Source organism: Streptomyces sp. NPDC058796 (genome assembly GCF_042745235.1).
Classification (GTDB): domain Bacteria; phylum Actinomycetota; class Actinomycetes; order Streptomycetales; family Streptomycetaceae; genus Streptomyces.
Window position 1 is genome coordinate 43,231 of record NZ_JBHYOP010000005.1, and the last position, 18,200, is coordinate 61,430.

Annotated in this window: 18 protein-coding genes; 9 read left to right on the forward strand and 9 right to left on the reverse strand. The window is 72.8% G+C overall.

Annotation, left to right across the window (positions count from 1 at the left end):
• The first annotated feature begins 45 nt into the window (after window positions 1-45).
• The gene (locus ACFW47_RS14430) at window positions 46-1,050 is read left to right on the forward strand and encodes a Gfo/Idh/MocA family oxidoreductase (RefSeq protein ID WP_386305945.1); all 1,005 of its coding nucleotides are present in this window, start codon (window positions 46-48) and stop codon (window positions 1,048-1,050) included.
• A 30-nt stretch (window positions 1,051-1,080) separates the two neighbouring features.
• Here the strand turns inward: ACFW47_RS14430 and ACFW47_RS14435 are convergent, their stop codons facing one another.
• The 5 genes from ACFW47_RS14435 to ACFW47_RS14455 form a co-directional block, all read right to left on the reverse strand.
• Window positions 1,081-1,494, reverse strand: a complete 414-nt coding sequence (locus tag ACFW47_RS14435; RefSeq protein ID WP_386305946.1) for a VOC family protein — start codon at window positions 1,492-1,494, stop codon at window positions 1,081-1,083.
• Between the two features lie 113 nt (window positions 1,495-1,607).
• Window positions 1,608-2,510, reverse strand: coding sequence for a sugar phosphate isomerase/epimerase family protein (locus ACFW47_RS14440; RefSeq protein ID WP_386305947.1), 903 nt, complete (start codon window positions 2,508-2,510; stop codon window positions 1,608-1,610).
• A gap of 1 nt (window position 2,511) precedes the next feature.
• Complete coding sequence (locus ACFW47_RS14445; RefSeq protein WP_386305948.1) at window positions 2,512-3,480, reverse strand: ATP-binding cassette domain-containing protein; 969 nt, start codon at window positions 3,478-3,480, stop codon at window positions 2,512-2,514.
• Window positions 3,481-3,485: 5 nt separating this feature from the next.
• Window positions 3,486-4,562 (reverse strand): ABC transporter permease, encoded by a 1,077-nt coding sequence (locus tag ACFW47_RS14450; RefSeq protein WP_386305949.1) that lies wholly within the window; start codon window positions 4,560-4,562, stop codon window positions 3,486-3,488.
• Window positions 4,562-5,584: a sugar ABC transporter substrate-binding protein gene (locus ACFW47_RS14455; RefSeq protein WP_386277996.1), complete on the reverse strand. Its 1,023-nt coding sequence runs from the start codon at window positions 5,582-5,584 to the stop codon at window positions 4,562-4,564. The genes ACFW47_RS14450 and ACFW47_RS14455 overlap by 1 nt, the downstream gene beginning before the upstream one ends.
• A gap of 238 nt (window positions 5,585-5,822) precedes the next feature.
• Here ACFW47_RS14455 and iolC point away from each other — a divergent pair, with 238 nt between their 5' ends.
• Genes iolC through ACFW47_RS14480 form a run of 5 tightly spaced genes read left to right on the forward strand, consistent with a single transcriptional unit; the run spans window position 5,823 to window position 11,335 of the window.
• Window positions 5,823-6,785 (forward strand): 5-dehydro-2-deoxygluconokinase, encoded by a 963-nt coding sequence (gene iolC, locus ACFW47_RS14460; RefSeq protein ID WP_386277998.1) that lies wholly within the window; start codon window positions 5,823-5,825, stop codon window positions 6,783-6,785.
• A gap of 13 nt (window positions 6,786-6,798) precedes the next feature.
• Window positions 6,799-7,686, forward strand: coding sequence for a deoxyribose-phosphate aldolase (locus ACFW47_RS14465; protein ID WP_386278000.1), 888 nt, complete (start codon window positions 6,799-6,801; stop codon window positions 7,684-7,686).
• A gap of 42 nt (window positions 7,687-7,728) precedes the next feature.
• On the forward strand, window positions 7,729-8,646 hold the full coding sequence (gene iolB / locus ACFW47_RS14470; protein ID WP_386278002.1) for a 5-deoxy-glucuronate isomerase: 918 nt from the start codon (window positions 7,729-7,731) through the stop codon (window positions 8,644-8,646).
• Entirely contained in the window at window positions 8,643-10,517 is a 1,875-nt protein-coding gene (gene iolD, locus ACFW47_RS14475; RefSeq protein WP_386278004.1) for a 3D-(3,5/4)-trihydroxycyclohexane-1,2-dione acylhydrolase (decyclizing), read from the forward strand. Before iolB ends, iolD begins: the two co-directional genes overlap by 4 nt.
• Before the next feature lie 32 nt (window positions 10,518-10,549).
• Window positions 10,550-11,335: a GntR family transcriptional regulator gene (locus ACFW47_RS14480; protein ID WP_386278006.1), complete on the forward strand. Its 786-nt coding sequence runs from the start codon at window positions 10,550-10,552 to the stop codon at window positions 11,333-11,335.
• On the opposite strand, the gene ACFW47_RS14485 is transcribed toward ACFW47_RS14480, so the two are convergent.
• From ACFW47_RS14485 to ACFW47_RS14500, 4 genes are all read right to left on the reverse strand, one after another.
• Complete coding sequence (locus ACFW47_RS14485; protein ID WP_386278008.1) at window positions 11,325-11,960, reverse strand: class I SAM-dependent methyltransferase; 636 nt, start codon at window positions 11,958-11,960, stop codon at window positions 11,325-11,327. The two genes, ACFW47_RS14480 and ACFW47_RS14485, sit on opposite strands and share 11 nt — an antisense overlap.
• Window positions 11,961-11,975: 15 nt before the next feature.
• A complete protein-coding gene (locus ACFW47_RS14490; protein WP_386278010.1) occupies window positions 11,976-12,707 on the reverse strand; it encodes an NUDIX domain-containing protein in 732 nt (243 codons plus the stop codon).
• Between the two features lie 497 nt (window positions 12,708-13,204).
• Window positions 13,205-14,644, reverse strand: a complete 1,440-nt coding sequence (locus tag ACFW47_RS14495) for a sensor histidine kinase (protein WP_386278014.1) — start codon at window positions 14,642-14,644, stop codon at window positions 13,205-13,207.
• Entirely contained in the window at window positions 14,641-15,327 is a 687-nt protein-coding gene (locus ACFW47_RS14500) for a response regulator transcription factor (RefSeq protein WP_386278016.1), read from the reverse strand. The genes ACFW47_RS14495 and ACFW47_RS14500 overlap by 4 nt, the downstream gene beginning before the upstream one ends.
• 150 nt (window positions 15,328-15,477) lie before the next feature.
• On the opposite strand from ACFW47_RS14500, the gene ACFW47_RS14505 reads away from it, so the two are divergent.
• The 3 genes from ACFW47_RS14505 to ACFW47_RS14515 are packed head-to-tail and all read left to right on the forward strand — an operon-like array spanning window position 15,478 to window position 18,085.
• A complete protein-coding gene (locus ACFW47_RS14505) occupies window positions 15,478-16,605 on the forward strand; it encodes a glycosyltransferase (RefSeq protein WP_386306109.1) in 1,128 nt (375 codons plus the stop codon).
• Between the two features lie 11 nt (window positions 16,606-16,616).
• The gene (locus tag ACFW47_RS14510) at window positions 16,617-17,618 is read left to right on the forward strand and encodes an SDR family NAD(P)-dependent oxidoreductase (protein WP_386278603.1); all 1,002 of its coding nucleotides are present in this window, start codon (window positions 16,617-16,619) and stop codon (window positions 17,616-17,618) included.
• A gap of 44 nt (window positions 17,619-17,662) precedes the next feature.
• Window positions 17,663-18,085, forward strand: coding sequence for an ankyrin repeat domain-containing protein (locus ACFW47_RS14515; RefSeq protein WP_386278018.1), 423 nt, complete (start codon window positions 17,663-17,665; stop codon window positions 18,083-18,085).
• Window positions 18,086-18,200 lie beyond the last annotated feature (115 nt).

Genomic DNA, 18,200 nt, shown 5'->3' on the forward strand with positions numbered 1-18,200 from the left:
CGCGGACCCGGCACGGCAGAACACGCACAAGGAGCAACGAGAAGCATGCGCATCGCAATCCTCGGCCTCGGCCGCATCGGCGCCTTCCACGCCGAGACCCTCTCCTCCCTGGACGCCGTCGGCTCGCTGGTCGTCGCCGACCCGTTCGCGGACGCCGCGAAGGCGGCCGCCGAGCGGTTCGGCGCCGAGATCGCGGACTCCCCCGAGGCGGTGCTGGCCGCCGGGGTGGACGGTGTGGTGGTCGCGGCGGCGACCGACGCCCACCCGGACCTGATCCTGGCCGCCGTCGAGGCCGGCGTGCCCGTCTTCTGCGAGAAGCCCGTCGCCCGCACCATGGCGGAGGGCGTGGAGGTGCTCAAGGCGGTCGCGGGCCGTGACGTGCCGGTGCAGATCGGCTTCAACCGCCGCTTCGACGCCGGCTTCGTCGCGGCGCGGGCGGCCGTACAGGGAGGTGAACTGGGCGCGCTGCACACCGTGCGGTCGACCACGCTGGACCCGGCGCCGCCGCCGGCCGCGTACATCGCCGCCTCCGGCGGCATCTTCCGCGACTGCGCGGTGCACGACTTCGACGTCATCCGCTGGGTGACGGGCCGCGAGGTGAGCGAGGTGTACGCCGTCGGCGGCAACCGGGGTGCCGACTTCATCCGGGAGGCGGGCGACGCGGACACCACCGGCGCGGTCCTCACGCTGGACGACGGCACGATCGCCGTGGTCTCCAACAGCCGTCACAACGCGCGCGGTTACGACGTCCGCATGGAGATCCACGGCTTCGCCGACTCCATCGCGGTCGGCCTGGAGGACAAGCTGCCGCTGCGCTCGGTCGAGCCCGGCACGGCCTTCCCGGCCGGTGTGCCGCACGACTTCTTCATGGACCGCTTCGCCGCCGCCTACCGCGCCGAGCTGACCGCGTTCACCGAGGTCGTCGCGGGTGCCCGCCCCTCCCCCTGCACGATCGAGGACGCGCTGGAGGCGGGCTGGATCGCCGAGGCGTGCACGCTGTCGCTGCGGGAGCACCGCCCCGTGACGGTGGCGGAGGTCAGGCGGGCCTGAGGCCGGTCAGGACGGGCCGGCGGAGCGCGATCAGCCCGCCGGCTCGGTGATGTCCACCATCCAGGGGACGCCGAACCGGTCCGTGCACATGCCGAAGACGTCGCCCCACATCTGCTTCTCCAGCGGCACGGCGACGGAGCCGCCGGCGGACAGCTTCTCCCAGTAGCCGCGCAGCTCGGCCTCGTCGTCACCGCTGAGGCTCACCGAGAAGTTGGTGCCCGGGGTGTGGTCCATTCCGGGCGGGGTGTCCGAGGCCATCAGGGTGAAGCCGCCCGGTGTCTCCAGCATGGCGTGCATGATCTTGTCGGTGTAGGCGCTGTCGGGCATGCCGGACTCGCCGAAGGTGTTCAGGGACAGCGTGCCGCCGAACACCTGCTCGTAGAACTCCATCGCCTGTCGGGCGTCGCCGTCGAAGCTCAGGTAGGGATTGAGACGCGAGGTCATGACTGCCTCCCGGAACGGGACGAAGGGCCAGTGCTCCGCACGCTAGCGCGCACCGCTGACAACGGCCCGCCGAGAGGCGCGCCGGCGGGACCCGTGCCCCGCCGGCGCGACCGTCAGGCGCCGCAGGAGCGCAGGAACTTCCGGGTGCGTGCCGCGATGGGCAGGGGCTGGTCCGGCTCGCACGGGTACATGTCCTGCTCGACGATGGCGAACAGGTCGACACCGAGCTCCTGGGCGGCGGTGAGCACGGGCCCCAGTTCGGGCACTCCGGCGGGCGGCTCGCACATCACCCCGCGCTGCACGGCCGGCCCGAACGGGACGCCGTTCGCCCGCACGTCGGCGAGGATCTCCGGGTCGACCTGCTTGAGGTGGAGGTAGCCGATGCGCTCGCCGTAGGTCTCGATCAGCTTCACGCTGTCGCCGCCGCAGTAGGCGTAGTGGCCGGTGTCCAGGCAGAGGCTCACCAGGTCGGAGTCGGTGGCGTCGAGGAAGCGCTCGACGTGCTCCTCGGTGTCGATGTGGGTGTCGGCGTGCGGGTGGACGACGACGTCCAGGCCGTAGCGCTCCCGCACCTCGTGGCCGAGTCGCTCCATGCCCTTGGTGAGGTGGGACCACTGCTCGCCGGTCAGCTCCGGCGGCTCCAGGATCTCGGCGGTCTTGTCGTCGCGCCAGAAGGACGGGATGACGACTAGGTGCTTCGCGTCCATGGCCCGCGTGAGGGCGGCGACGCGGCTGACCTGTTCCCAGGTGCCGTCCCATTCGGAGGGGCCGCGGTGCAGACCGCAGAAGATGGTGCCGGCGGAGACCTTGAGGCCGCGCCGGGTCACCTCGTCGGTGAGGCGGGCGGGGTCGGTGGGGAGGTAGCCGTAGGGGCCGAGCTCGATCCACTCGTAGCCGGCTTCGGTGACCTCGTCCAGGAAGCGTTCCCAGGGGACCTGCCGCGGGTCGTCGGGGAACCAGACGCCCCAGGAGTCGGGGGCGGAGCCGACGCGGATGCGGTCCAGGGCAGTGGGCATGTCAGGCCTTCCCTTCGGCGGGTGCGGCGGCGCCGGACACGGTGGTGTCGTCGGACGCGGTCGTGTCGTCGGCCGGGGCCGGGCCGCCGGCCGCGGGAGCCTCCGGCTCCTCGGGGAGCGCCGCCACGTCCACGCCGCCGGCCTGTGCCAGTTCGTGCTTGAGGGCGGCCAGTTCGGCGCCGCCCGCCATGTGGTTGGTGAGTTCTTCGAGGGTGATGCCGGCGCGGGCGGCGCTCAGTTCGAGGGTGCCCAGGCGCAGCACGCTGAAGTGGTCGCCGACCAGGTAGGCGTGGTGGGGATTGTGGGTGATGAAGATGACGCCGAGTCCGCGTTCGCGGGCGGCGGCGATGTACTTGAGGACGACGCCGGACTGCTTGACGCCGAGGGCGGCGGTGGGCTCGTCGAGGATGAGGACACGGGCGCCGAAGTAGACGGCGCGGGCGATGGCGACGCACTGGCGCTGGCCGCCGGAGAGGGTGCCGATGGGCTGTTCCAGATCGTCCAGGACGATGCCCATGTGGCGCAGTTCCTCGTCGGCGGTCCGCTTCATGCGGGCGATGTCGAGACGGCGGACGGGCCAGGGGCCCTTGGTCATCTCGGAGCCGAGGAAGAAGTTCCGCCACACCGGCATCAGCGGGATGGTCGCGAGGTCCTGGTAGACGGTGGCGATGCCCCGGGCGAGGGCGTCGCGCGGCGTGCTGAAGCGCACCGGTTCGCCGTCGACGAGGAACTCGCCCTCCGTGTGCTGGTGCAGCCCGGAAATGATCTTGATGAGGGTGGACTTGCCGGCGCCGTTGTCGCCGAGGACGCAGGTCACCCGTCCGGGGTGGACGGCGAGGTCGACGCCGTGCAGGGCGCGGATGTTGCCGTAGGCCTTGCCGGCGCCGCGCAGTTCGACGATCGGCCGGTCCCGCCCGGGGGCCGGGTCGGCGAGGACGGCGCCGTGGGTGCCGGGGGTCTTGCTGGTCATCGCGGTCACCTCCGGGTCGCCGCGCGGCGGACGTACAGGTTGATGAGGACGGCTCCGAGCAGCATCACGCCGAGGAAGGCCTTGAACCAGTCGGGGTTCCAGCCGGCGTAGACGATGCCCTGGTTCACCATGCCGAACATGAAGGCGCCGAAGACGGGGCCGATGGCGGAGCCGTAGCCGCCGGTGAGCAGGCAGCCGCCGATGACGGCCGCGGCGATGTAGATCAGCTCCTGGCCGACGCCTTCGCCGGACTGCACGGTGTTGAAGGAGAAGAGCTGGTGCATGCCGACGAACCAGGCGCCGAAGCCGACCAGCATGAACAGGGTGATCTTGGTGAAGGTGACGGGGACGCCCACCGCGCGGGCGGACTCCTTGCTGCCGCCGACCGCGAAGATCCAGTTGCCGTACTTGGTGCGCAGCAGCACCCAGGTCGCCAGCGCCGCGAAGGCCAGCCACCACACGACCGTGATCTTCACCTGGACGCCGCCGAGGTCGAAGGAAGAGGCGAAGAGGGCCTTGGCCTGGTCGAAACCGTCCATGTCGCTGATGTCGTCGGTGGCGACGTTGCCGGTGACCAGCTTGGTGACCGCGAGGTTCACGCCCTGGAGGATCAGGAAGGTGCCGAGCGTCACCAGGAAGCTCGGCAGGCCGGTCTTCACCAGCACCCAGCCGTTGAAGGCGCCGACCGCGAGGGAGACCACGAGGGCGACGATCACGCCCACCCAGACGTTCATGGTCAGCTGGTAGCTGAGCATGCTCGCGGTGAGCGCGGAGGTGACGACGGCGACACCGGCCGACAGGTCGAACTCGCCGCCGATCATCAGCAGCGCCACCGGCAGCGCCATGATGCCGATGGTGGACGACTGGTACAGCACCGTCGCCATGGAGCCGCCCTCGCGGACCGTGGGCGCGGCGATCAGGAAGAAGATGAACACGGCGACGGCACCGAGGAAGACGCCGACCTCGGGCCGGGCGAGCAGACGCAGCGTCATGGAACGCTGCCTGGTCCGCCCGTCGGTCTCCTTCGGGCCGGGGGCCGGCGGTGTGTCCACCGCCGGCTCAGCCTGTTGGGTCATGCTCATCACCGGGTGCCCTTCGCGGCGAACCCGGCGACGGCCTTGACGTTGGACTTGTCGACGAAGGCGGGGCCGGTCAGCACCGGCTGCTCACCGCCGCCGCTGTAGTTGCCGTTGTTCTTGTAGAGCCACAGGCCGTCGACGGCGAGGTAGCCCTGGAGGTAGGGCTGCTGGTCGACGGCGAACTCGATGTCGCCCTTGTCGATGGCGCCGGTCAGCTCCTTGTTGAGGTCGAAGGTGGCGACCTTGGCCTTGCTGCCCGTCTCGTCCACCGACTGCACGGCGGTCATGGCGAACGGGGCACCGAGGGTGACGACGTGGTCGATGTCGCTGTCCTCCTGCAGTTTGGCGGTGACCGTCGCCTTCACCGAGGGCTTGTCGGCGCCGTTGACGTAGAGGTTCTCCACCGAGCCCTCGAAGGTCTTCTTCAGGCCGTCGCAGCGCTGGGTCAGACCCACGTTGCCCTGTTCGTGGATCACGCAGAGGGCCTTCTCGGAACCCACCTCGTTCAGCTTCTTGCCGAACGCCTCGCCCGCCACGCTCTCGTCCTGGCCGAAGAACTCCAGCAGGCCGAGCTCCTTCCAGTCCGCCAGGCCGGAGTTGAGCCCGACGACGGGTATCCCGGCCTTCTCCGCCTTGCCGAGGACGCCCCGCAGGGCATCCGGCTTGGCGAGGGTGACGGCGATGCCGTCGACCTTCTGGTCGATCGCGTTCTGCACCAGGTTGGCCTGGTTGCCCGCGTTCGGGTCGGCGGAGTAGACGAGCTTGATGTTGTCCTTGGCGGCGGCGGCCTCGGCACCCTTGCGGACAATGTCCCAGAACGTGTCGCCGGGCGCCTGGTGGGTGACCAGGGCGACGGTCATGCGAGGGGTGTTCGCCTTGCCCGCGGAGGCGCCCGAGTCCCCTTCCTCGTCGGCCTTCTTCCCTCCGGAGCCGCTGGAGCAGCCGGCGAGGGTCAGGGCCGCTGCGGCGGCGAGGGCCACGGCGGGGGCGAATCCGCGGGAGCGGGCGTGCGAAGAGCGGTCCATCTTTCCTGCACCTCACTGTGCGACTGTGCGACGGGGAAGCCGTGTGCCAGACCGGAGAAGAACGGCTGTTGCTGCGCTGGGTCCGGATACAAGTCCTTGAAACGCCCGCTGTCAATACTTTGTCAAGACATCATTTCACTCACAGGTCCGAATGTAAGTACAAACTATTGACATGGTCGTCCGGGAGTCATACACCTGGGAGGCGGCAGGCCCCCGCCCAGCCCGAGGAGCGTCGCACATGGCCGAGTCAGTCCCGCGTTTCGATCTGATCACGATGGGCCGCATCGGGGTCGATCTCTATCCCTTGCAGACGGGCGTACCCCTGGCGGAGGTTGAGACCTTCGGCAAATTCCTCGGCGGTTCGGCCGCCAACGTGGCGGTCGCCGCCGCCCGGCTCGGCCGTGCCACGGCCCTCATCACCCGCACGGGCGAGGACCCGTTCGGCGGCTTTCTCCACCGGGCGCTCAAGGAGTTCGGCGTCGACGACCGCTGGGTCACCCCGGTCGCCGCGTACCCGACCCCGGTCACCTTCTGCGAGATCTTCCCCCCGGACGACTTCCCGCTGTACTTCTACCGCCGTCCGAAAGCCCCCGACCTGGAGATCCACCCGCGGGAGCTGGACCTCGACGCCATCCGCGCCGCCTCCGTCTTCTGGATCACCGGGACCGGGCTGAGCGAGGAGCCGAGCCGCACGGCCACCCTCACCGCCCTCGCCCACCGAGCGAAGTCCGGCACCACGGTCTTCGACCTGGACTGGCGCCCGATGTTCTGGACCGACCCCGGCCAGGCCCGCCCGTACTACTCCGAGGCGCTGCGGCACGCGACCGTCGCGGTCGGCAACGTCGACGAGTGCGAGATCGCCACGGGCGTACGCGAACCGCGCGCCTGTGCCGAGGCGCTGCTGGCGGCCGGCGTCGAGCTGGCCGTGGTCAAGCAGGGCCCGAAGGGCGTCCTCGCCGTGCACCGCGACGGCCGCAGCGCCGAGGTGCCACCGGTGCCGGTCGAGGTGGTCAACGGCCTCGGCGCGGGCGACGCGTTCGGCGGCTCGCTCTGCCACGGTCTGCTCTCCGGCTGGGACCTGGAGCGGACCATGCGGTACGCCAACGCGGCCGGCGCCCTCGTCGCCTCCCGTCTCGCCTGTTCCTCCGCGATGCCCACCGGGGCGGAGGTCGACGACCTCCTCGCGCGAGCCACTCCCTGAACGGAGCAACGCCTTGTCCCTCAGCATCCCCGACCTCACCGCGGTCAGAGCCCGCCACCCGGAGGCGATCGCCGAGGCGGCGGCCCGCCGGGTACGCCGACCGCTGATCGGCGCCTCCGGCCGCCTGATGATCGTGGCCGCCGACCACCCGGCGCGCGGCGCGCTCGGCGTCGGCGACCGCGGGCTCGCCATGGCCAACCGGGCCGACCTGCTGGAACGCCTGTGCACGGCACTGTCCCGGCCCGGCGTCGACGGGGTGCTCGCCACCGCCGACGTGCTGGAGGACCTGCTGCTGCTGGGGGTGCTGGACGGCAAGGTCGTCATGGGCTCCATGAACCGCGGCGGTCTGGCGGGCGCCGCCTTCGAGATGGACGACCGCTTCACCGGCCACCGCGCGCAGGACATCGCGCGCCTCCGCTTCGACGCGGGCAAGCTGCTGCTGCGCATCGACTACGACGACCCCGGCTCGCTGACCACCATGGAGGCGACCGCCCGCGCGGTGGACGCGATGGCCGCGCGTGAACTGCCCGTCTTCGTCGAGCCGTTCATCTCCCGCCGCGTCGGGGGCCGGGTCCGCAACGACCTGTCCGCCGAGGCCGTCACCCGGTCCATCGCCATCGCCTCGGGGCTGGGCGGCACGTCGGCCTACACCTGGCTGAAACTGCCCGTCACCCAGGACCCGGACGACATGGGCGAGGTCCTGGAGACCTCCACGCTGCCCGCCGTCCTGCTCGGCGGTGACATAGGCGGTTCCCCCGCGGACCAGGCCGCCGCCTACGAACGCTGGCGCAAGGCGCTCCGGCTGCCCACCGTGCAGGGCATGGTCGTCGGCCGCTCGCTGCTCTACCCGGCCGAGGGCAGCGTGGAGCAGGCGGTGGACACGGCGGTCGGACTGCTGTGACCGAAGCGGACACGACGAGACACGACGAGAGGGGAAGAGGAGATGACGTACCACCTCCCGGCGGGCAAGACGGCGGACGGTGTGCTGACCGTCGACGTGACGCCCGAGAAGGCCGGCTGGGGCCACGCCGCCCTGCGCGTGCTCGACCTGCCGCCCGGCGGCAGCCACACCTTCGACAGCGGGGACAGCGAGTGGATCGTCCTCCCGCTCAGCGGCGGCTGCGCGGTCGCCACGGCCGACGACTTCGGCCAGGAGACCTTCGAACTCACCGGCCGGGACAGCGTGTTCAGCGGCGTCAGTGACTTCGCGTACGTACCGCGCGACGCCCGTACGACCGTGACCTCCCGCGGCGGCGGCCGCTTCGCCCTCACCGGCGCCCGCTGCACCCGCCGCCTGCCCGCCCGCTACGGACCGGCGTCGTCGGTGCCGGTGGAGCTGCGGGGCAGCGGCAACTGCTCGCGTCAGGTCAACAACTTCGGTGCCGCTGCCCCCGCCGGAGGCGGCGATGAACAGGGTTTCGAGTGCGACAAGCTCATCGCGGTCGAGGTCCTCACCCCCGGCGGCAACTGGTCGTCCTTCCCGCCGCACAAGCACGACGAGCACCGCCCCGGCGAGGAGTCGGTGCTGGAGGAGATCTACTACTTCGAGTTCGCGCCCCACGAGGGCGTCCCCGGCCTCGGTTACCAGCGCGTCTCCCCCTCCGGGCACGGGCAGGGCACGGACGTGCTGGCCGAGGTCCGCGACGGAGACGTCGTACTGATCCCCGACGGCTGGCACGGACCGTCGATGGCGGTCCCCGGCCACCACATGTACTACCTCAACGTCATGGCCGGCCCGGAGGCCGAACGCGCCTGGCTGATCCGCGACCACCCCGACCACGCCTGGATCCGCGACACCTGGCCCGAGCAGGCCGTCGACCCCCGACTCCCCCTCTACACCGCACCGGAGAGGTCCGCATGAGCGCCGCCGCCACCCGCCGACTGACCACCGCCCAGGCCCTGGTGCGCTTCCTGGCCGCCCAGCACACCGAACGCGACGGCGTGCGGCGCCGCCTGATCGCCGGCACCTGGGGCGTCTTCGGCCACGGCAACGTGGCCGGGATCGGCCAGGCCCTCGTCGAGTACGCCGACGTCATGCCGTACCACCAGGGCCGCAACGAACAGGCCATGGTGCACGCGGCCGTGGGCCACGCCCGCCACCTGAACCGCCTGTCCGCGCAGGCGGTGACGACGTCCATCGGCCCCGGCGCCACCAACCTGGTCACCGGCGCCGCGCTCGCCACGATCAACCGCCTCCCGGTCCTCCTCCTCCCCGGCGACTACTTCGCCTCGCACGCCGCCGACCCGCTGCTCCAGCAGCTGGAGCACCCGACCGAGGCCGACGTGTCGGTCAACGACACCCTGCGTCCCGTCTCCCGCTACTTCGACCGGATCACCCGTCCCGAGGCCCTGGTGGCCTCCGCGCTCCAGGCGATGCGCGTACTCACCGACCCGGCCGAGACCGGCGCCGTCACCCTCGCGCTCCCCCAGGACGTGCAGGCGGAGGCGTACGACTGGCCCGAGGAGTTCTTCGCCGACCGCGTCTGGCGGGTGCGGCGTCCGGCCCCCGACCCGGTGGAACTGGCCGAGGCGGTCCGAGCGGTCCGCGCCGCCGAGCGCCCGCTGGTCGTCGCGGGCGGCGGCGTCCACCACAGCGAGGCAGAGGAGGAGCTGCGGGCGCTGGTGGACGCCACCGGCATCCCGGTCGCCTCCACCCAGGCCGGCAAGGGCGCGCTGCGCCACGACCACCCGGCGGACCTCGGCGGCATCGGCCACACCGGCACCACGGTGGCCGACGACCTCGCCCGCACCGCCGACCTGGTGATCGGCGTCGGCACCCGCTACTCGGACTTCACCACCGCCTCCGGCACCCTCTTCCAGCACCCCGGCGTCCGCTTCCTGAACCTCAACATCACCTCCTTCGACGCCCACAAGCTCGCCGCCCGCACCCTGGTCTGCGACGCCCGGGCCGGGCTCACGGCACTGACGGAGTCACTGTCCGGCCACCGCGTGGACGCGGCGTACGAGTCCGAGTACCGCGCGGGCAAGTCCCGCTGGGAGGAGGTCGTACGGACCGCCTACCGCGCCGACGACGACAGCGCCGTCCCCACCCAGACCCAGGTGCTGGGCGCGCTGGACGCGGTCGTCGGCGACGAGGACGTGGTGATCAACGCGGCCGGGTCGCTCCCCGGTGACCTCCACAAGCTGTGGCGGGCCCGCTCCCCGCGCCAGTACCACCTGGAGTACGGCTACTCCTGCATGGGCTACGAGATCCCGGCCGCGCTCGGCGTCCAGCAGGCCGCGCCGGGCACGCCGGTGTGGGCCCTGGTCGGCGACGGCACGTACCTGATGAACCCGACGGAGATCGTCACCGCCGTGCAGGAAAACCTGCCGGTGAAGATGATCCTCGTCCAGAACCACGGCTACGCCTCCATCGGAGGTCTGTCCGAGTCGGTGGGCGCCGAGCGGTTCGGCACGGCGTACCGCCACCGGATTCCCGACGGCTCCTTCACCGGGGCTCCGCTGCCCGTCGACCTCGCCGCCAACGCGGCCAGCCTCGGCATGGAGGTGCTGCGCGCCAAGACCGTGCGGGAGTTGCGCGAGGCCCTGCGGACGGCCCGCGCGTCGGACCGTCCGACCTGCGTCTACGTGGAGACCGATCCCACGCCGACCGCCCCCGCCGCCGAGGCCTGGTGGGACGTGCCGGTGGCCGAGGTGTCCGCCCGCGAAGCCGCAACCGACGCCCGCGCGCAGTACGAACGGGCGGTCGCCGACCGCCGCCGCCACCTCTGAGAGCCCGTCACCGACGCAAGGGAGGTACGTCCATGGCGAGAACCGGCGACCGGGCACGTGCCGTGACCGTCACCGCGCTCAGCACCCTGGACTTCGCCCTGGACCGGAGCAGTCCGGTGCCGCTGTACTACCAGCTCGCCCAGCAGCTGGAGGCGGCGATAGAGCACGGTGTCCTCGCCCCGGGCGACCTCCTGGGCAACGAGGTGGACCTCTCCGTCCGCCTCGGGCTGTCCCGGCCCACCGTCCGCCAGGCCATCCAGTCCCTGGTCGACAAGGGGCTGCTGGTCCGGCGGCGCGGGGTGGGCACGCAGGTGGTGCACAGCCAGGTCAAGCGCCCGCTGGAGCTGAGCAGTCTCTACGACGACCTGGAGGCGGCGGGGCAGGGACCCACCACGCGGGTGGTGCGCAACGAGACCGTCCCCGCCCCCGCCGACGTGGCGGCGGCCCTCGGCATCGCGGAGGGTGGCGAGGTCTCCGTCCTGGAACGGCTGCGCCTCACCCATGGCCAGCCCGTGGCGCTGCTGTGCAACTACCTGCCGGCCGGGCTGCTGGACCTGGACGGTGCCAGGCTCGAGTCGACGGGCCTGTACCGGATGATGCGCGCGTGTGGCATCACCCTGCACAGCGCCCGCCAGACCGTCGGCGCCCGCACCGCCGCCCGCGAGGAGGCCGCGTGGCTCGACGAGAAGGAGGGCGCCGCCCTGCTGACCATGCGGCGCACGGCGTACGACGACACCGGCCGGCCGGTCGAGTACGGGACGCACGTCTACCGGGCCTCCCGGTACGCCTTCGACTTCCAGCTGCTGGTCAGGGGCTGACGGGCTTGCGCGCCCAGAAGAGGGCGTGCCGGATCTCGCCGTCACCCTCCGGCACGTACTCCTCGCGCTCGACGGTCAGTCCGGCCCGGGTGATCCACTCCCGGTAGCCGGCGGCGTCGGTGTGGCTCCACCACATCGGGGCGCCACCGCCGAGCCAGTCCTCGTCGGTGCCGGTCCAGGCGCCGTGCCCGGTGGTGGCGACGAACCGGCCGCCCGGGCGCAGCCAGCGGGCGACCCGGCGCAGCAGCGGCGGCTGTTCGGCCAGCGGGAGGTGGATGAGGGCGTAGAAGCAGACCACCGCGTCGAAGGAGCCGGGCTCGAAGGCGACGTCCGTGACGTCGGCGCGGTGGAACTCGGCGCCGGGCACCCGCTCGCGCGCCCTGCGGATCTGCACCTCGCTGATGTCGACGCCGGTGACCGGGTGCCCGGCGTCGGTCAGGGTGCGGGCGACCGGCACGCCGCTGCCGCAGCCGAGGTCGAGGACGGTGCCGGCGGCCGGGAGCAGCCGGCGGAGTTCGTCGAGCCACGGCCGGTACTTGGTGTCACCTCCGTACGCCTCGTCGTAGCGTGCCGCCAGGGCGTCGTAGCCGCGCCGCACGATGTCCTTCGGGTCCGTGGTGTCCACACCGGGCGACGGTAGTCACCGGAGGCGGGGCGGGCCATCGCTTTTCCCGGCCCCGGTGGACCCACCGTCCCCGGCGTCCGGGCCGAGGCCGGCGAACGGGCCCTCCAGTGCCGCCCACTGGAGCAGCATGATCGTCTTCGCGTCGGCGATCTCGCCGGTCCGGATCATCTCCAGGGCCCGGCGGAAGGGCAGTTCGAGGGTTTCGATGTCCTCGCCCTCCTCGTCGAGGCCGCCGCCCTCGTGGGTGCGGGTGGCGGGGCCGTAGGCGGCGGCGTAGAAGCTGACGCGCTCGGTGACCGAGCCGGGGCTCATGTAGACGTCGAAGACGTGCCGGACCTCGCCGACGGTGTGCCCGGTCTCCTCCACGACCTCGCGGCGCACGGCGATCTCGGGGTGCTCGTCCTCGTCGTCGAGGAGCCCGCCGGCGGTCTCGATCAGCATGCCGTCGGGGTGGCCGTTGACGTAGGCGGGGAGCCGGAACTGGCGAGTGAGGAGGACGGTTCCGCGTTCGGTGTCGTACAGCAGCACGGTGGCGCCGTTGCCGCGGTCGTGGGTCTCGCGTTCCTGGGTGCTCCAGGTGCCGTCGGCGCGCTGGAACTGGAAGGTCGTGGTGCGTTCGACGTACCAGTGGCTGGAGAGCAGCCGTACGTCCGTGATCTTGACCCGGGGGTTGCCGGTCAGGTCCTGACCGGCCCGGTCGAGTCCGGTGCGGCCGCGGCGGTCCGGGGTGTCGATGCCGGCGGTCACGGACGGCCGTCCAGAAGTACGGGGTGGGGCGAAATGGTCATGTCCGCTTGTATCACGTGCGAGGCGGGCACGGGCGTGCGGGGCTCTCAAGGTGATCCCGTGCGCCACCGGTGGTCGGGCAGGAAGGTCACGTCGTTCTGCACCGCACATGCCGCCGCGACTGGCCGCTGCCAAGCGCTGGTTCGACGACGGCCTGGCGGCCGCCGAGCAGCCGCTGAGTGTCGCGCAGGGCCAGGTGCTCGCGTTCCTGGACCCGGAGGGCACCGCCGAGCGCCCGCCGCCTCGGCGTCACCCGCCGGACCGCCGAGCAGGCCGTGCACGGCCTGCTCGTCCCGGGAGGAACAAGTCCCGGACTCGCGGTCATCGAGGCGTCCTGGCCGACCGCATCGGCGCCGCGCAGGCCGCGGCACTGCGCACCGCCCTGTCGCTGCCGCGCGGGGAGCCGCCGGTGGTCCGGGCGCCGCAGGACGCCACGCCCCCCTTTTCGGTCCCCGGACTCACAGGGTCAGCCGGAACAGCGCCCCCGTGCCGGGTGCCCGCTCGGCGGTGAGTTCCGCGCCGTGTGTGCGGGCGATCTGGCGGGCCATCGCCAGCCCGAGCCCCGAACCCGGCAGTGCGCGGGCGGACGGCGCCCGGTAGAAGCGGTCGAAGATGTGCGGCAGGTCCTCGGCCGCGATGCCGGGCCCGTGGTCGCGCACGGTCAGCTCCCGCTCGGTCAGTGCTACCTCGACCGTCCCGCCCGGCGGACTGAACTTGGCCGCGTTGTCCAGCAGGTTGCCGAGCAGCCGGGCCAGCCGCGCCGGGATGCCGGGGCGCAGCACGCCCGCCGCGCGGTCGGCGACCTCCAGGGTGAAGGTGAGGTGGGGCCAGCGCTCGCGGGCGGTGTCCACCGCGTGCCGGGTGAGGGTGGCGAGGTCGATCTGTTCCAGGAGCGGCTGCGGTTCCTCGTCCCGGGCCAGCTCGATCAGGTCGTTGACCAGGCTGGTGACGTCCTCCAGCTGCCGGACCAGGGCGCCGGCCGCCCGCTCGCGCCGGTCCGGGGGAAGGCGGTCGGCACGCGCGAGGAGTTCGGCGTTGGTACGCAGGGCGGTCAGCGGGGTTCGCAGCTCGTGCGAGGCGTCGGCGATCAGGCGGCGCTGGGCGGTGACCGAGCGGTCCAGCTCGTCGAGCATGGTGTTGAAGGTCGTCGCCAGCCGCGTGGTCTCGTCGCCCCGGTGCCGGCCGCCCGGCGGGAGCTCGATGCGGTGGCGCGGATCGCGGGTGGCGGCCACCCGTTCCGCCGTGGCGGTGAGCCGGGTGACGGGGCGCAGGCCGGTGCGGGCGACGGCGTGACCGAGCAGTCCGGCGACGACCACGCCGGCCCCGCCGACGCCGATCAGCAGCCAGGCGGTCTGGCGCACACCACGCTCGGCCACGTCGGAACGCAGGGCCACCTGGACGGCGGTGCCGTGGCCGAAGGTCGTGGTGAGCATGCGGGCGGGGTGCCCGTCGACGGTGATGTCCCGGTAGTAGGGCGCCCGGCGTCCGGCCGCGACCTCGCGGACCGCCGGGGACACGGGCAGGACGTACCGCTCCGCCGGATCGTCGGCGCGGTGGGGCGGGACCGTCTGGGCGCAGGCCGGGGCGCCCAGGTAGCGGCATTCGCCGCGCAGGACGGCCGGCTCGCCGTCCCGGTCCTCCCGTGCGACGAGGGTGGCCGACTGGGCGAGGCTCTGGTCGACCTGCTGGTAGAGCTTGTAGCGGAGGACGAAGAACGAGGCCGTGCACACGCCGACGGTGACGAGGACGACGGCGGCCGAGGCCGCCAGCGCCAGCCGGGAGCGCAGGCGGCGGGGGCGCGGCACGACACCGCGCCACCACCGGCGCCGGGGCCGGGTGGTGCCGGAGGCGGTGGTGGCGGGGCTGCCTTCGGCGGTGGACGGGTCCGGCCGGTTCATGCCGCGCCCAGGCGGTAGCCCACCCCGTGCACGGTGTGCACCAGGCGCGGTTCGCCCTCCGCCTCCAGTTTGCGGCGCAGATAGCCCACGTAGACCGCGAGCGAGTTGGAGCCGGGCCCGAAGTCGCGTCCCCAGACCCGCTCGAAGAGCGTCTCCCGGGTGAGCACCTGCCCGGGGTTGCGCAACAGTTCCTCCAGCAGCGCGAACTCGGTCCGGCTGAAATCGATGGCCCGGTCCCCGCGCCGCCCGGTGCGCGTCGCCGGGTCCACCACCAGGTCGGCGTAGGACAGCCGGTCGCCCGGCTCCGGCGCGCCGGTGTCCGCCCTGCGCAGCAGGGCCCGCACCCGCGCGGTCAGCTCGTCCAGCGCGAACGGCTTGACCAGGTAGTCGTCGGCCCCGGCGTCCAGCCCGTCGACCCGTTCGCTGACCGAGTCCAGCGCGGTCAGCACCAGCACCGGCGTACGGTCGCCGACGGCCCGCAACTGACGGCAGAACCCCAGCCCGTCCAGCACCGGCATCATCACGTCGACGACGACGGCGTCCGGCTGCCAGGCGGCCAGCTCGGACAGGGCCGCGAGGCCGTCGGCGGCGCCCCGCACCGCGTAGCCCTCGACGGTGAGTCCGTCCTCGACCGCGGCCCGCACCTCGGGCTCGTCGTCGACCACCAGGATTCGTTTCAGCACGCGCCCAGCCTGCCAAAGGAGCGTCTTAAAACCTTCTTAGGGCGGCTTGTGACCGTGGCGCCCATGTTCGGACCTTCCCACTCGTCCTCCGGCCCGCCGGCCCCCGTGCCGCCCGCCGGACCTCCCGCTCCACCGTCCCGGCTCTCCGTGGTGATCGGGGCGGGCGGCACCGGCGGGCACATCTACCCGGGGCTCGCCCTCGCCGACGCGCTGCGCCGCGCCGTACCGGCGGCGGAGATCTCCTTCGTCGGCACCACGCGGGGCCTGGAGACCCGGCTGATCCCGCAGGCCGGCTACCGGCTGCACACCGTCGACATGATCCCCTTCGACCCGTCCCTCGGCGCCAGGCGCTACCTGCTGCCCTCGGCGCTGGTGCGGTCCGCCGGGCAGTGCCGGTCGATCCTGCGCGAGCAGCGTGCCCAGGTGGCGGTCGGCATGGGCGGATACCCGAGCGCCCCGGTGATCCTCGGGGCCCGTTGGTCGGGTCTGCCGAGCCTCATCCACGAGTCCAACGCCGTCCCCGGCCGCGCCAACCGTTTCGCCGCCCGGCTCACGCCGCACGTCACGGTCGCCTTCGACCGGTCCCGCGCGGGCCTCGCCGGCGGGGAGCGGGCCCGCCTCGTCGGCATGCCCATCGCGGCGGCCCTCGCCGGTCTGGACCGGGCGGGGCGGCGCCACGAGGCCCGGCAGGCGCTGGGCGTGCCGGACCGTGCGCGGCTGGTCGTCGTCAACGGCGGCAGCCTCGGCGCCGCCCGGCTCACCGAGGCGGCGACGGAACTGGCCCGGCACTGGCGGCGGCGCACCGACGTGCACCTGCTGATCAAGACGGGGCCGGACGCCCTGGAGGAGGCGCGGTTCCGGCTCGCGGGCAGTCCGGTGGCCCGCGTGGTGTCCTACCTGGACCACATGGACCAGGTGTACGCCGCCGCCGACCTGGTGATCTGCCGCGCCGGTTCGGCGACCGTCGCCGAACTCGCCAGCACCGGCGTGCCCGCCGTGCTCGTGCCCTACCCGCACGCCCCCGGCGACCACCAGACCCACAACGCCCGGGTGCTGACCGACGTCGGGGCCGGTCTCCTGCTCCCCGACGCCGAGACCTGCGCGGCGCGGCTCGCCGAGCTGATCGACCCGCTGCTGGCCGATCCCTCGCGGCTGGCCGCCATGGAGTCGGCCGCCGACCCCGGCCCGCACGCGCGCGCCGCCGACCTGCTCGCCGCCGAGGTACTGCACCTCGCCGGCCACCCCCTGCCCACCCACTTCCTGGAGCACACCCCGTGAACAGCACCGCCATCCCTGCCCGCACCGCCGACTGGACCGGCCGCCAGGTCCTGGTCACCGGCGCCGAGGGTTTCATCGGCTCCGCACTCGTCGAACTGCTCGTCGCCCAGGGCGCCCGGGTCAGGGCGTTCACGCACTACAAGCCGTACGCGGAGAAGGGCCACCTCGCCCACCTGCTGAACCATCCCCTGGTCGAGACGTGCACCGGAGACGTCCGCGACGCGGGCCGGGTGATGGACGCCGTGGAGGGCTGCGACACCGTCTTCCACCTCGCCGCGCTCATCGGCATCCCGTACAGCTACGACTCCCCGGGCGCCTACGTGCAGACGAACGTCGTCGGCACCGAGAACGTCGCCGAGGCCTGCCGGCGCCACCGGGTGCGCCGCCTGGTGCACACCTCCACCAGCGAGGTGTACGGCACCGCCCGCACGGCGCCCATCGCCGAGAGCCACCCCCTGCAGCCCCAGTCGCCGTACTCCGCGTCCAAGATCGGCGCCGACATGATGGCGCTGTCCCACTGGCACGCCTTCGAACTGCCGGTGACGGTGGTGCGCCCCTTCAACACCTACGGCCCCCGGCAGTCCGCCCGCGCCGTGATCCCGGCGATCCTCGCCCAGCTCCACTCCGGCGCCCGCACGATCAAACTCGGCTCGCTCACCCCGACCCGCGACTTCACCTACGTCACCGACACCGCGCGGGGCTTCTTGGCCATGGCCGACTGCGACCGTGCCCTCGGACAGGTGGTCAACCTCGGCTCGGGCCGCGAGATATCCATCGGCGACCTGGCGCAGGCGCTCACCGTCGCCTCCGGGAGCGACGCCGAGATCGTCGTGGACCGGGCCAGGCTGCGGCCCGGCGGCAGCGAGGTGCAGCGGCTCCTGTCCGACAACTCCCGCGCCCGCGAGTGGGCGGGCTGGGAGCCGCGGGTCGGTCTGACGGACGGGCTGCGCCGGACCTCGGAGTGGGTGAAGGAGCACCTGCACCTGTTCGCCGCGGAGCGCTACCAGGTCTGACCCGGCGGGGCGGTGGCGCGGCGGGCTCACTAGGCTCCGTACCTGTGAACAGACGACGGAGGAAGAAGCTGTCGGAGCGTCTCGTCACGGCCGTGCTGGTCGGCGACCTCGCCCAGGTACGCGCGCTGCTGCGCTCGGGCGCGCCGGCGGAGACGGCCGACTCCGCGGGCACCACGCCGCTGTACCAGGCGTCCGTGAACGGGGCCGCCGACATCGTCCGCGTGCTGCTGGCGGCCGGTGCCGCGCCCGACACGGAGAGCGGGACCGGCTCGGAGGGCACACCGCTGTGCGGGGCGGCCTGCTGGGGACACACCGAGGCCGTCCGCGCCCTCCTGGAAGCGGGCGCCGACCCGAACCTCCGGGAGGACCACGGCACGGGCTGGACCGCGCTGGACTGGGCGACGCACGGGTCGCACGGCGAGGCCGCCGACCTCCTGACCGCCGCGGGGGCGCGGCCGCGGCCGTAGCACCGCGGATTCGAGCCTGCACCGCTCTCCCCACCGCCGTCCGAGCTGCTCCCGGCGGATCGTCCGCGACGGCACAACGGCCGCGCCCCGGACCCGTCGGGAGTGCCCGGGACCG